The sequence below is a fragment of the Methanococcus voltae genome (assembly GCF_024807655.1).
Lineage (GTDB): Archaea > AGJL01 > Methanococci > Methanococcales > Methanococcaceae > Methanococcus > Methanococcus voltae_D.
The window spans coordinates 46,284-61,654 of sequence record NZ_JANUCR010000003.1 but is presented as its reverse complement, the minus strand read 5'-3'; the positions used below and the strand labels follow the sequence as shown (position 1 = coordinate 61,654).

The window sequence follows — 15,371 nt, the reverse complement described above, 5'->3', positions numbered from 1 at the left end:
GGAATCTTGCCCACTTAATTGTTTAGAGGTGATATTTTGAGATTAAAATCTTTAAAATCCTTAAAATCACGGAATGGACAAATATCTCTGGAATTGGTATTATTATTACTGATTGTAATACTTTCAGCTTCGATTTTAGCATACGTATTTTTAAATGACGTTGCCGAAAGTTCGGGAATTTTGAGCAATATGAACATATTAGGCTCTTATTCAACTGGAGATGTTCAAAATACAACTAATAAAACCGTTTTGGGTCCGTTAATAGGTAATGTGCGTATTGGTGCTTGTTTAATATACGACCCTGCAAAGCCACAAACTGCATATGAATCTAACTTTATAGCAGTGGATACGAATGGAGTCGCCTATACGCTGAATAGTGACGGTCTGGTTCAGAGTAATGGGGATGTTCAGCCGGAATTGGTGGCAAATGATACGAGTATCCCGGGTCATACAGGTATAGTTTATAGATTACACAATATTGAATATTTTATGGTAAAACCAATAGATGAAGCTACACATCCATTGCCTCAGGCGAAGTATGTGTTAAAACTTAATAATACTAATTTAGTTGACGAATACGGAACTAACAGGTATTTGGCTACTGCCTTAGATAGTGATGGTACTGTGGATATTAAAATATATCCTCAAGAAGGTGTTTATTTATACACTTTACCACACGACTTTTACGGGTCTTTGGTATTCTATGAAAATTAGTAAAAAAATAAAATAATCTAATAATAATAATAATAAAATAATAAAATAATAATAAAATAGAATATAATAATTTAAATCTTTTTTATCTTTTTAACTTAATTAATTTAAAATTAATCAGTTTTTAAAATTTATTAAAAACCCATTTCTTTTAACATTTTTAAATCTTTATCAGGATTTCGACCATCGGTAGTTAAATAGTTCCCAACCATAAGCCCGTCAAGTGAATAAAGTGCTAAATTCTGCAAGTCTTTTAAAACGTGCTCTCTACCGCCACATAATCGTATATTACTTTGTGGATAAATTATTTTTGCAATTGCAATTGATTTTAAAGCTTCAATCACGCCTATGGGTGTATAAACCTTATTATCGAGTAATTCGTAGTTTTTAGTACCTTTAATAGGGTGTAATAAGTTTAATGCGATACTATCGACACCAAGTTCCTTTAAATCATATAACATACTGTGCCTATCTTTTTTAGATTCTCCAAGCCCAAAAATACCGCCACTACATACGCTTACGCCGTATTTTTTAGCTTTTTGACTAACTTTGTACTTGTCTTCATAACTGTGGGTTGTACAAATTTTATCGAAATAATTTTTTGAAGTTTCTAAATTATTGTGTAATCGTATATTATTTTCTGCAAAAGCTTTTATTTGGTCTTTTGATAGTATACCTAATGATGCACAAGTTTTTAAACTTGTTTCTTTCTGTATTGATATCAATGTTCCGAGAATCGTTTCAAATTCCTCATCAGATACCTTTTTACCGCTCGTGACTATTGAATATCTATTGCAATATTTTTCCATTCCTTTTGCATTTTTCAATATTTCTTCAGGTGTTTTTAAGCCATATTCGTCTATTTCACAAGTATTATGGATTGATTGAGCACAAAATGAACAGTTTTGCGTACATTTTCCAGATTTCGCATTTATTATAGAACATAAATCCATTTTTGGCTTTTGATTATTTTTACAAATAATTTTTAAATTATTTGTCGTGTTTAATAGCACATCTAAGTCTAAATCCCATAATTCCAATGATTTTTTATGAGAAATACCTGCTAATGAAGAATTTATAAGTTCTTCGTCAAGTATATTTAATTTTGAAGTATCTATATTTTCAATTCCGTTAATCGCTTTGCATAAGTCTTCAGAATTTTCCACGTCATCATTTTCATTTTTTAGTTCGTTATTCATTTTATCTCTTCTTTAATAATTTATTTTTATATATTGTATTATTTCATTATTTCATTATTTCATTTGTATACAATATTGTAATTATACTATATAAAATTAAAATAAAATCAAAATGTCAATAATAATAATAATTTAACGTAAAAAAATCAGTTCGTTAAATTTTAAAAAATTAAAATAAAAATAGAATATACAAACATACATAGTACAATATTATTATAATATTATTATAATATTATAACTCAAAATATATACAATAAGAATAATTAAAATTTAGTGTATCGTCTTCAATATGAAAATATTGAGGTATCAATATGTGTTAGATATTATTTGTATTGTATTGCAAAAGCATTTTTAAGTTTTCCTTAATAATTAGCTACTTAATTTAGGTTTTACAATTAAACTATCCATAATACTTATAAAATATTATGAATATAATTATATTAACTTAAGTTTAAATATTATTATGTTAGCTATCTTAGCTATCTTTGGGTGTCGCATATTTATATAATATTTAAAGTTACCATACTCTATAATTCCACATATGCATAGTTCACTTTGTAAGTTTACAAAATGTTTTACACATATGTGTAAATATATTCGTGTATTTTATAATATATAAATCTATTGAATTATTTCCCAAATTTTGCAATTTAATTGTATAATATATAATTTAATATGTGGCATAAATTAGTTTAAATAACTGTGCTATGGCAGTATCTAATATAATTATTTTAAAATCAAATTAAATAGATATTTATACTTTTTAAACCTATTTTATTATGTATAATTTATTATTGTTTAAAAATGTACGATAAAATTTAATATTAACTTTTAATCTCTTAAATATTTATTTTTTATATAGCGGTATGTGGAAGTGATACTATGGGTATTATGGACTCTATAAAATCCATATTCAAAAAATCTGTGAAAGTAAATTATTCTATGTCTAAAACCGTTGATTTAATGGACTTAAATCCCCGACAAGTAGGTCCTAATCAGCACGTAAAACCTTATTATGTTGTAGCATCTGTAGAATTGGGAAATACTACCACCAAAGCAATTATTACAGCAACCGATATGGAAGAAGGTATTACTTATTTAGTAAGTAAAGATGTAAGAATGACTCGTGATGTTAGGGTTGCTAAAAAAGACGAAAATGTATTCGGTACTACAATATGGGGTATTGAGCTAACCAAAGAAGCTGTTTCAGATATGGTAAAAGACGTATTAGTTGGAGCTTTAGAAAAGGCACATTTAACACCTAACGATATTGATTTTGTTGTACGAAGTACTGGAGTTACTGCAGGTTTTGCATCGCCTGAAGAAGTAGGTAATATGATTGTTGCACTCGCACAAGGCTGTAGAAATGCGGGAATTCCTAACTCTAAGATGACCCCAATTATGACTAAAAAACAACTTCCTGAGCGATTACAAAAATATTGTTTAGTTGAAAAAGTAATGTTTGATGGTGCCGTGACAGGTGTAGTACCTCCAAAAGGTAAGGAAGCAGTAGCAAATGAAATGGAAGGAGAATTGGTGACCGCTGGTTTAAAATCTGGTGCAAAATGGACAGAAGTAGACTTTAGAAATCCTTGCATATCAATTGATTTTGGTACAACACTCGCAGGTAGGGTAATAAATGATGAGTTGCCTTATGCAAAAGTTGTAGGTAATTTGTGCGGTTTAGCTGGGGCTATTCCTGATGCAATTGTTCGAGGTACTGGACTTGTGAGTAAAAAAGGAGGAGCTGTTTTAGATATTCAAAATAAAACTGGAAAAATTAACAAACAGCTTGCAGAAGAATATTGTGATGAATTCCATAAACTTATAAGTGTCGAAAGAGTGCCAAATGGGCGTACAAGATACGGTACAGTACCATTAGACACAGAAGCAGCTGAAAAAGCAGGTACTTATTTAATAGGCTGTGATGTGGGAGATAATGGTAGCGATTTAATAAAATTGGAAGAAATAGGTAAAGAACTCTACGAAAAATCAAATATTAACACTATGTTATATTGTTTGGATTTAGTATCGGCGAAAGTGGCTTGTAGGGTAATAAAAATAGCTAAAGACAATGGTTTAGTAAATGAAAAATCTGCCGTGGGTATTACTGGTAGGGCAGGTATTACAGGCCAAAAACCAGAGGTTTTAATAGAAATGCTAAAAGCTTTGAATATTTGGGACAATCCAAACGACCACGTCGTTTTTGTTGAGGATGGATTAGCACTCGGAGCAGGGGTAATGGCAAGATGTATGAATTGTTTAGGGACTCCAAAACACCCAATAGGTGGAAATAGAGGCGGTGCTTGTATTTTAAAACAGAGAATACAACGTCAAAAACGATAATTTAAAAAATACTTATTTTTATTTTATTTTATTAGTTTATTATTTTTTTAGATATATGGGATTATATAAAAAATAGAAATACGTTATAAAATAAATTATTTAAAAAAATTAATAAGTTAATAAGTTATTTTTATTGATAGTTTATTAATATTTAGTAAAATTCAATAACTCCATAATATTCGTAAGGATTAATATGTAAGTATATTGAACCGTCGGCATCTTCTGATAAGTGTATATTTTTTGGATTTGAAACCGATTTTACCACAAAGCTGTCCTTATGGTGTCCAGATATTGCAGTACCGTTAACAGAAACTGAATAGTAATCTGTTGCAGGGTTTGAAGATATGGATTTTCCCTTAACTTCCGCTGTAGGCGATATTGAAACGTCCAATCCTGGTTGAACTATTACAGTGCCCGAAGAGTCGACAACTTGACCGCCATTTATTTTATAAGTCGTTCCATCTTCTTTAACGGCTCGGAAGTTTGAGCTTTCCGAACTACCCGGGTCGTAGATTCTACAATATCGAATGTATATATAACCCACGTATGATTCGGTAGGGGTGCTATTTGTATTATTCGTACTATTCGTACTATTTGAGGGTGTATTGTTGATATTAGGATTATTGAAATAGTCCACATAATCTGTAGCATTTATCGGTTGTAAAGTGTCTTTAACCCCTGAAATATAGGTGTAGCCCGCAATAGCGGCTACTGAAATTACTGCAAACAGCAAAATTATTAATTCAAGAGATATTTGTGCTCTTTTCAAACTATCACGCTGAATTATTTGTGTATAATTTAAATTCGGAGATTGAATTATTTAATATATACATATTATTATAATCCATCTGTGAATTTTTAGTTTATATATATTATAAATTACATATATTATACATAATCCTATTTAATAGTTATTACCCTAAACATATGTACGGAAAATAAATATTTAAAAGTAATAAAAATGAAAATAATAACAAATGTAATACTAATAAATTAATTTTTATTGTTAATCCATATATTAATTACTAATTCATTTTTAACGTCTTTACTTTTAATAATTTCAATATTTGAGATTTTAGAAATATTACTCCCGAATTTCTTTTCAACAGCTAAATAAAGCATTCTTAGTATACTATATTCAATGATATCATCAATTTCACGAATATAATATTTCAAAGAAATACTAAAATCTGGTTTTTTATTTAATATCGGTTTTGGATGGCAATTTAATAAATTTAATAATTTTTTAGAAATTTCAATATAATCCAATTCCCCGTATAAATTTTTGTTATGGTCATAATCACGATAAATTGTTTTTATATCTTCCAAGGTTATTTTTAAAGTGGTTTCATTGTTTTTTGATTCATTCGAGTTATTTTTTTCTAAAAATTTTAAACTATACGCATCTACCTGTTTACGTCCAACCTTATACAACCAATCGTTTAATGACAATATGGGTAATCTTTGGTCTAAAACGTAATATTTACCATTTAATTTTAAACCTGTAGCAACGTGCCCAAGTATCACAAAGTAATAAATATCGTTAAAACCAGCTTTATTTAATAGCATAGCGGTTATTTTTGCATATTCTCTGCATATAGACATATTGTACTTGATACTATCTTCAATAGGTAAATTTAACTTAAAAATGGTACTAATCATCTTGCAAGTTAATTTTTTCTCTTTTGCAATTAAACGATATTTTAGATAAATATACGCTATTATGGTTAGCATACCACCGATACACAGCGAATACATAATTAAAGAGTCTAAGAATCCGAAAATATAGTACAAATAATAATTAACCAGTATTGAAATTGTAAATATTGCAATAATTAACTTATTGTACAGCATATTATGATAAGCTATGTATAATACGAATAATAAAAAAACAATGGAATATGCGGAATACAATAAACTGACATAAACTCCAAAGAATAATGCAGTCATAATTGTAATTAAATTTGTAATTGAAATACTTGAAAGCCCTAAAAATAAAATTGTAAATATTGCAAATATGATACCTCTTTCAAACGTATACTCCATATTTGAATTTTGAAATTCTAAAATATTCGTTAAAATCGCTTTAAGGTATGTTATATTTTCAGCTTCAAAATTGTAAACTTTACCATTATTTAAATTAATTACATTGAATATTTTATTTAATTCTTCCATATTTTCGTCATTAACACCCATTTGACCATTTAAATACATTTTTTTTAAATTTTTAATACTTAAATCCATAATAGCCAACCTCCTGCGTTTAAAGACCTAAAAATCAATTAAAAAGTAATATTTAAATTCAAAATTAAAATAAAAGTTAATTTTTATTCATAAATTATTTAATTAGTTATTTTTAGTTATTTTTAGTCTTAGTATTGGCTTCGATTAACTCATTAATTTTAACCCGAGGGTTAAAATAACGTCTTTTTTTATTGCTATTTCCATAACTAATAGCCCTAACCGGGCAAGTTTGAATGCAGGATAAACATTCTTGGCATTTATGTTTAAAGATAATTCTATCGTTATATTCTAAATTTTCATTATCTATGATTTCTATATTGTTAACAGGGCAAATTTTTTCACATATTCCACAAAGATTACAGTCTTTTGATATCTTAAATTTTTCATCAAATTTGTATAATCCCTTTTTCCAAAATGGATATAAAACGTCTGATGATAGTTTACCAAATAATGAATCCTTTGCAGTATTTTCCCGATTATTTCTAATCAAAACACTTAATTTCAAAATATCAACATCCGTATTATCCAACATATGGTTTACATCTTGAGCAGATGGTGGGTTAAATGCTAAAATATAGTTGTTTGGCATTTTTAACGTATAACCTGCTTTTAATTCGATTCCTTTTTTATTTAATAACTTGTTTATGTGGTAGTGTACACCACCAGGCATTTTTCCACAAGTTGCGATGCTATATACATTTACTTGTGGATTTTTAATATTTATTCTATTTATAAATCTTTCAACGATTTCAGGTATTCCAAATCCATAAACTGGGTATATAAATATTATTTTATCAGAATTATTAATAATATTTCTATTTTTTAGTTCATTTGCAATTGATATAATTCTTGTATTTTTTAAATTAGATATATCTAATTTATTATATACAATCTCTTTAGTTTTGTTATCTTCATTATCTTCATTATCTTCATTACCTTTATTTTCCGTATTTTCCGTATTTTCAAGCCTTTTAGCAAGTTCTCTTGCTACATAATATGAATTACCCGTACCAGAGAAGTAATATATTGTATTTATGTCTTCCTTAAGACTATCTTGGATTTGTTCTTTAATTTTGGATATATCTTTAACATTATTGATATTTGACATATTTTTATTTTCCCCATTATCTGCTGTATTAGTCAAAATCTCACCTTTAAGTCAAAAATTAGCAATTTGAATATCCCATTGGTTAATTTATAAATAATATTTTATTATCCGAGTTATTTATATTTAACATTCATTATAACCTTAAAACATACTTAAAAATAGTTATTTATAATGTCTACTTTATAGAATTATATGACTATATTTTAATTATTAATAGTTAGGTATTTAATAAGTTATTACACGTACTATGGTTTAAAATATAATCATAATGCTGGTGATTATATGTGTAGTGAAGTTAATTTAAATATACACAATCCCAATCCTAATTATGATATAGCAATATTTGGAATGGGCTGTTTTTGGGGTTCGGAAGAGTTGTTCAGAAGAGTCAAGGGCGTTTTAGATACTGAAGTGGGTTATATGGGCGGTAAAACTAAATACCCTACTTATGAAGAGGTATGTGGCGGTAATACTGGGCACGTTGAAGTGGTTACTATAATTTATGACATTAAAATGATTGATTATGAGGAATTACTGGATATTTTTTGGATTAATCATGACCCTACCACCGTAAATAGGCAAGGTTGGGATGTTGGGGAGCAATATGCTTCCACCATATTTTATACAACCAAAAAACAGTGTGATTTAGCCAAAAAATCCTTAAAAAAAGTGCAAAAAACACTTGATGATATGAGAATTGATAAAAAAATAGTTACAAGAATTAGAAAAGCAACAGAATTTTATAAGGCAGAAGAGTATCATCAAAAATATTTAATGAAAAAAAATAAAAAATATTTGGAATTATACTAATTTATTATTTTTATTTACAATTCTTTATTATTGCAATTATTTTTATTTATTTTATATTATTAATCCAAAAATTCTTTTTCAATACTTTTATATTCTGCATATTTTTTAAAATATTGTTCAAGTTCTTTGGATTTAACTTCATATAAATAATCTTTTAAAACTTCATATGCGTTCAATACATTTTCATCAGGTATTTTTTCAAAAATTTCTTTTGATAAATAAATTGATGAAACTAAATCTTTATAAATTAATCTCCGACCTTTAAACGTTAAAGATATTTGATATTCTCTACGGTCTTTTTTAGACCTCGATTTAGATACATAACCTTTATCATATAATTTTCGATACATTTCACTAACTGATGAATTTGCAACATTCATAAACTTAGCAATATCTGAAAAAGAGGGGTTATCCAAATTATATATTGCATACAAGTAATCTAACTGAATTATTGTAAGTTTTGTATATTCCTCTTCAATATTTGGAAATTTTTTTTTAGAGATTTCTATCTGCCTACCCATTAGCATATGTAAAAAAATTCCGAAATCTTCGATTATTGATTCTTTATTTGTATTACTCGTATTGTTATTATTGTTAGTCGTAATATCCCACTTTTATAAATTTATTTAATTTTATTATTTATTATATTTAGTTGGTAAGTTATAACTTATGTTTTATAATTTAAAAATATAATTAATTAAATTAAGTATAATTTAATTTATATTTATTATACTATATTTTATTTATATATTTATTTTTAATGTACCAAATTATCAATAAGTACAAATAATAGGGGCTTTCTTACAAACCAAAATACGATATAAGAAAATCCAATGAATAGCATAAACGGAATGTGAGGGGTAATCCATACTTTTTTGTCAAGTAATGTACTATCAAAGTTTGATGAATTATTATAATTAAGTTTATGCTTCATACTATTGGATAACTCACCAATAGCTGATATGTCAATATTATTATTTAAATAAGGGTTTTTAGGGTTATTCTCAAATCCTGCACGTATCAAAGATTTTTTATCATATCCTACCACGTGGTCGTTAGGTTTTACATCTTTTTCACTTTTCTTAATAGAAGTGGCCAATCTTGCAAAATCCGGTAAAGTAATATCTTCAAATTCTGAAGGATAATTTCGATAATTTTTAATTAAGCAATAAATCGGAATAGGTATCACAAAAAGCACAGAATCTAAAAATAAGGACGAAGAGATGAGAAAACCACTCAAATAAGCAATACCTATCAAATATTTGGTTTCTTGACCTTCCATTAAATTACAGTGATAAAGTGCTGATGCAATAAAGTAATACATTACCAATGATAAAGCATAATAAGAACCAGAAAGTAAGTACGATATTACAAAGAATATTATGCCAATATACGCAATGAGCTTAGTATGCTTTTTTAAGTAATTTGCGATTGTTAATAATATTATTCCAAATAATTCATACATATTAAAATGAAGCATTACGCCTAAATAAAGCATAGATATCCAAAAGATATCATAATATTTTTTTCTACCAAATTCAAAATATATGCCTGCAAGTATGCAAAAAAAACCATATATATATTCAATACTCATACTATCAACATCTACGGGGGGATAATTCTATAGGCTGATTATTTTAAGTAATATTTAGGGGGGATATTAAATAAGTTTATTAAATTTAATATGTTTCTATAACTATATATAGTTTTAAGTATTTAGGGTCTATTTTATTGATTATAGTGCATAAAACCATTAAAACCATAATTATGTTAAAATATAATACTAATATTTTGTATTAATTTGCATTTATTATCTTATTTTAAAAATAATACTTCAAATCATAAATTAATTGTAAATAACAAATTAATAATATCCTAATATAGATAAATTATTAAATAGGATATAATAGTAAAAATAATAATAGTAAAAATAATATTATATAATAAAATAATTAGGATATTTATGATTATATTGTTGTATTGTTTACATTCGATAGACTAATATACCACATACAATATATAGTAATATAAAGATATAGTATATTATATAGTAATTCATTTTACGGGGTGATACTTTGAAACGAGGACAAATATCTCTTGAAATGATAATCATTACTTTGGTAATATTGGGTTCTGTAATGGTGGTAGGTTATACATTTATTAATGGAATCGAAGAGGGCTCTACATTATTATCCAATACGCCAGTAATAGGCGGTTATTCAGTTGGTGGCGCATTAGATTCAAGTAATACTACTAACGACGAAAATGAAAGTAATGATAACGATACAGGAGGCGAAAGTGGTGAAAGTACTGATGTAATACCATTAGAACAGTATGCTGGCGAAATAAGGATTAAAAATTGCTTAATATATAGTCCAAGTTCTTCAGAACTGACTAATTTCCAAGCAACTGATGAATACGGCGTTATTTATTATATAGAAAATGGAGAATTAATTTCAAACGATGGAACATCATTTTATTCCTCCGTGCAAAAAACTGGTATTCTTTACAGGATATATAATATTAGGGAAATATCCTTAGACCCATTATACAATAAAAACTACCAAATTGCAATAGATAACAAAAAATTATCAGATTATCAAGAAAGAAGTTTCAAAGCAACCACCTATGATGGAGACGGAACTCTAAATATACACGTGTACAACGATGGAGACATTATATTATACACATTGCCTCACAATTATGTGGGAGTACTTGAATTCCAGGAATAATAAAGAAAATAATAAAGAAAATAGAATACTACCAATAATATAATATAATATAATATACAATAAAAATAATTAAAAAACTTAAATATACTTTTTTAGAATAATTAAAATGTTTAAAATAGTTATAATATTTAAAAAATGATAATACAAAGTTTTATTTGTAATCTACATATTTTAAAATCATTATTTTCGAATATATGTATAATTTACCTATTTTTTTAATTTTTTTCAAATAATATATTGCTATAGTACTAATTAACGATATAACTTATTAATTTAGATAAGTATTTATACATAAACACCTAATTTTAGTATTAATTGTTTAGGACATACCTAAATAATAATTTACAACATAAAAATTTAATTTACATATGGTGAATTTATGACTAACTATGACTTAAATACTACCCCGATTCCAAAATTAGTAATTCGTTATGCAGTACCTGCAATAATTGGATTTGTAATTAATGGGATATATACAATCATAGATGGTATATTTTTAGGTCATTGGGTAGGTTCAGAGGCTATTGCGAGTATTACGCTTTCATTCCCTCTAAAAATGATGATAATATCATTTGCTATTATGATTGGTATCGGAGCTTCTGCACATATATCAATTAATTTAGGTAGGAATGACCCTGAAAAAGCTCAAAACATCTTTAAAAATGCTTTTTGTATACTCATCTTGTTAGGTGTGTTTTTAACATTTGTCGGTTTATTGGCAATAAAACCGTTGCTTTTAAGCTTTGGAATTGAAGGAAGTTTATTAAATCTATCATTAACATATTTGAGTATCGCATTTATTGGCTCTATGGGATTATTGTTTAACGTAGGTCTTGAACCAATTATTAGAAATGACGGATTCCCAAAAAAAGCAATGAATGTAATGATAGTATGCGCTTTAACAAACATTGTATTTGACGCATTGTTCATAATCGTATTTGGTTGGGGCGTTGCAGGTGCAGCAATTGCCACAATGATGGGAGAAACACTCGGCGCAATAATATTTTTACATCACTTCTTAGCAAAAAAATCAAACTTAAAAATAGAGGATATAACCTATCGTTTAAAAAATATACTTAATTTCAAATCTTATGACAAAAATATTTTAAAATTAATAATTTTAACAGGTATCTCTCCGTTCTTATTGCAATTTTCATCTGCAATAGTCGCTTTGGTATACAGTACTCAATTCTTAAAATACGGTGGTTCATTATACGTTTCTGCGTATGGTATTGTAATCTATATATTTATAACCTTATTTATGACAATTTTAGGATTATGTAGCGGAGTACAACCCCTCATAAGTTATAATTATGGTGCTAAGAGATACGATAAAGTAAAGAATATATTAAAAATCACAGGAACTTTAACGTTGATTATTGGTATAATTTCATTTATTGCATACAACTTATTCCCAACATATCTAATTAATATATTTAACTCTACAGATATTGAATTAATTAAAACTGCTACGACAGGTTTAAATATTTACTCATATGGTACATTGGTTTTAGGACCTGTTTTCTTAATAATTACTTACTTCCAATCTATTGGAGATAGTAAAGTGTCCAACATAGTATCGTTATTTAAATCATTCGGATTTTTAATACCTCTATTGTACATACTACCAATGTATTGGGGTGTTAATAGTATATGGTGCGCAGAACCATTGTCAGGATTTTTAACGTTGATTATGGGTTCTTTCTTTATATATAAAGCCTTTAAATACCAATTAAAAGAATAAAATATTAAAATAAAAAAATTTTCATTATTATTTTCTATTTTTAATTTTTAAAAAATAACGACATTAACGTAATTAGGCAAATTTTTATACAATATGTACCTATTTTATTTTAAATCAATTTCTAATTTCTAATTTCTAATTTTAATTTTCATACCTAAACTTTTAATTCTTCATAAATATGTTTTAATTACTGGTGGTTTAATGAATTATAATAATAATAATAATAACAATAATAATAATAATAATAATAATGAAGTTACTAAAAATAACAAAAGATATGATTTTTACGAATTTAAAGAATATATCAACGACAAATTTCCATATACAAGTATGAGACCCCAACAAATGACTTTTATGGAAAATATATTCTATTGTATTGTGAATAACAAAAAAACAGAATTAGATAACCTATTAAACTCAAAAAATAAAGAATTATCTACTATTAATACCAATAATAGTAATAACAATAATAATAATAATAACAATAATAATACTAATAACAATAATAATAACTCAAAAGACTTAAATTCAAAACATTCAAAAAAATCTCATAAAAATCTGGTCGTAGAAGCACCTACTGGAGTAGGAAAGACATTATCGTACTTGATACCTTCTTTATACTTTGCAGAGCGGGGTAATCGAATTATTATATTAACAGAAACAATAGACCAGCAAGAACGTATATTGGAAGATTTAAATTCATTAAAACACAATTTAAAAGTTTCTTTTATGATGGGAAAAGGAAATTTCTTCTGTAAATCAAAAGGGGACCGAGCAAATCGTTTATATTGCCAATTTAATAGACATTGTAGGTATAGACCTAATAGGAAACCAATTTGTGAATGCGGAACAAAAAAAGAAGAATTAAAGTTAAATGACGATTATGTGCGTTATTATTGCCCAATTTGTGCGTGTGAGTATCAAAAAGTTAAAATTGACTGTTTAGACGCCGATATCGTAATTATGAATAACAGTATCTACTATTATTTAAAGGAAGAAATTGACAAAAAGAAAAAGACAAACATCGTAATTGTTGATGAAGCGCATAAATTAGAGGGCAGTATTAGAAATTCGGCTACAATTACAATTAATCCAAAAATGGCACTCGGTAGACTTAGATATATGGCTTACAACTATGCACCGCTTAGAATTAGAAAAGCTATTGATAGGTACGGCTATGGTGATGATGGGGCAACTGATAAACAATTTTGGGAAATTATTGAAAATTATGTGCATACATTTGGAAAAGACAAAGATTTTAAACAATTTTTGGTAAATAATGGTGAAAAAATCACTTCTTTCGGAATGAAGGAAGATGTGGCAATTTTGGGTACTTTACTCGAAGGATATTATGAAATTAGCGATATTCAAAAGAAAATTATAAAATTTGAAGAAAATGTCGAATTAGATAGAAAAGAATTTAAATTTAAAATAGAGAATAATGCATTAATTCCGTTGGAATTACAGTTTATTACGGAAAAACGAATTAATGATATGCCCCTTTCGGATTTTATCGACGATGTAATGGGTTTAAGGAATGTTAACAGTAATTATGTAATTTATAGGAATGAAAACAAGGTTTTATGCGAGCCTGTACTTGTATCTTCCATATTAAAGAATTTATACGACGGAGCTTCCGTAATTCACTGTTCTGCTACATTAGGGGACTTAAATATCCACGCAATGAAAACAGGTGTGGGAAATAGCACTAATTTGTTGTTAGACAGTCCATTTTCCAAAGAAAGACGGAAAATAATTGCATTATCTGACGGAGTAGATATGAAATTTAAATCAAGAGATGATAATGTAATTAATCGTAAAAATTCAAATGAAAATTTGTTTAATTTGGTAAATGCTTGTGGGGGCAATACATTAATACTTTTTAAAAGTTTTGGAGACTTAAATTCTGCATACAATTACTTTTTAATGAAAGGCTATAAAAAAAATATACACTGCTATCAACAAGGAATGGATGGCAAAGAAGCTAAAAAACTGAAAAATGACTTTGAAAGACAGGGGGGTTTACTACTTGCTACAGGTAGATTTGCCGAAGGGGTGGACATACCAGGAGAAGCACTAACGGCGGTTATAATTGATAGTTTACCTTTCCCAGTACCTACACCGTTATTAAATAAGGAACAGAGTTTAATAGAAAGCAAATTGAATAAAAGAGTACCAAATGCACATTGGAGAGCGTTTTTAATGACCTCGTTTCATATAATGTCGAGAACTGTTGTGCAGATGATTGGTAGGTTGATACGAACAGAGGAAGACTACGGGGTAGTAATAATACAAGACCGTAGATTTGCCGAATGGGTGGGCAAAGAAATGGTAGCTCGTAAATATCTTAAAAATGGATTTATGACACTTACAAAAAAAGATGCAATTGAATTTATCCCTAAATTTATGAATAAATATCGATAAATTTTATTTTTATCATTATTATTACTATTTTTATTACTATTTTTATTTTTTAA

12 protein-coding genes are annotated in these 15,371 nt (G+C 27.2%); 6 read left to right on the top strand and 6 right to left on the bottom strand.

Features of this window, described 5'->3' with window-relative positions; translation table 11 throughout:
• Positions 1 to 36 precede the first annotated feature (36 nt).
• Positions 37 to 714, top strand: a complete 678-nt coding sequence (locus tag J3E06_RS04560; RefSeq protein ID WP_013180103.1) for a class III signal peptide-containing protein — start codon at positions 37 to 39, stop codon at positions 712 to 714.
• Between the two features lie 131 nt (positions 715 to 845).
• Here the strand turns inward: J3E06_RS04560 and bioB are convergent, their stop codons facing one another.
• The gene (gene bioB, locus J3E06_RS04555) at positions 846 to 1,829 is read right to left on the bottom strand and encodes a biotin synthase BioB (RefSeq protein ID WP_418904712.1); all 984 of its coding nucleotides are present in this window, start codon (positions 1,827 to 1,829) and stop codon (positions 846 to 848) included.
• 963 nt (positions 1,830 to 2,792) lie between these two features.
• On the opposite strand from bioB, the gene J3E06_RS04550 reads away from it, so the two are divergent.
• Positions 2,793 to 4,256 (top strand): methanogenesis marker 14 protein, encoded by a 1,464-nt coding sequence (locus tag J3E06_RS04550; RefSeq protein ID WP_013180101.1) that lies wholly within the window; start codon positions 2,793 to 2,795, stop codon positions 4,254 to 4,256.
• 151 nt (positions 4,257 to 4,407) lie between these two features.
• Here the strand turns inward: J3E06_RS04550 and J3E06_RS04545 are convergent, their stop codons facing one another.
• From J3E06_RS04545 to J3E06_RS04535, 3 genes are all read right to left on the bottom strand, one after another.
• On the bottom strand, positions 4,408 to 5,025 hold the full coding sequence (locus tag J3E06_RS04545; protein WP_013180100.1) for a class III signal peptide-containing protein: 618 nt from the start codon (positions 5,023 to 5,025) through the stop codon (positions 4,408 to 4,410).
• A 224-nt stretch (positions 5,026 to 5,249) separates the two neighbouring features.
• On the bottom strand, positions 5,250 to 6,500 hold the full coding sequence (locus J3E06_RS04540) for a transglutaminase-like domain-containing protein (protein WP_013180099.1): 1,251 nt from the start codon (positions 6,498 to 6,500) through the stop codon (positions 5,250 to 5,252).
• A gap of 112 nt (positions 6,501 to 6,612) precedes the next feature.
• Positions 6,613 to 7,644 carry an EFR1 family ferrodoxin gene (locus J3E06_RS04535; RefSeq protein ID WP_013180098.1) on the bottom strand — a complete coding sequence of 344 codons (1,032 nt, stop codon included), beginning with the start codon at positions 7,642 to 7,644 and terminating at the stop codon, positions 6,613 to 6,615.
• Positions 7,645 to 7,890: 246 nt separating this feature from the next.
• On the opposite strand from J3E06_RS04535, the gene msrA reads away from it, so the two are divergent.
• Positions 7,891 to 8,418 (top strand): peptide-methionine (S)-S-oxide reductase MsrA, encoded by a 528-nt coding sequence (msrA, locus tag J3E06_RS04530; RefSeq protein ID WP_013180097.1) that lies wholly within the window; start codon positions 7,891 to 7,893, stop codon positions 8,416 to 8,418.
• Positions 8,419 to 8,477: 59 nt separating this feature from the next.
• On the opposite strand, the gene J3E06_RS04525 is transcribed toward msrA, so the two are convergent.
• Together J3E06_RS04525 and J3E06_RS04520 are read right to left on the bottom strand one after the other, a co-directional pair.
• Positions 8,478 to 8,939: a MarR family transcriptional regulator gene (locus J3E06_RS04525; protein ID WP_013180096.1), complete on the bottom strand. Its 462-nt coding sequence runs from the start codon at positions 8,937 to 8,939 to the stop codon at positions 8,478 to 8,480.
• Between the two features lie 236 nt (positions 8,940 to 9,175).
• Positions 9,176 to 10,012, bottom strand: a complete 837-nt coding sequence (locus J3E06_RS04520; RefSeq protein ID WP_013180095.1) for a hypothetical protein — start codon at positions 10,010 to 10,012, stop codon at positions 9,176 to 9,178.
• A gap of 481 nt (positions 10,013 to 10,493) precedes the next feature.
• On the opposite strand from J3E06_RS04520, the gene J3E06_RS04515 reads away from it, so the two are divergent.
• From J3E06_RS04515 to J3E06_RS04505, 3 genes are all read left to right on the top strand, one after another.
• Positions 10,494 to 11,150, top strand: a complete 657-nt coding sequence (locus J3E06_RS04515) for a class III signal peptide-containing protein (RefSeq protein ID WP_013180094.1) — start codon at positions 10,494 to 10,496, stop codon at positions 11,148 to 11,150.
• A gap of 379 nt (positions 11,151 to 11,529) precedes the next feature.
• Positions 11,530 to 12,894, top strand: coding sequence for an MATE family efflux transporter (locus tag J3E06_RS04510; protein ID WP_013180093.1), 1,365 nt, complete (start codon positions 11,530 to 11,532; stop codon positions 12,892 to 12,894).
• Between the two features lie 201 nt (positions 12,895 to 13,095).
• Positions 13,096 to 15,318: an ATP-dependent DNA helicase gene (locus J3E06_RS04505; RefSeq protein WP_013180092.1), complete on the top strand. Its 2,223-nt coding sequence runs from the start codon at positions 13,096 to 13,098 to the stop codon at positions 15,316 to 15,318.
• Positions 15,319 to 15,371 lie beyond the last annotated feature (53 nt).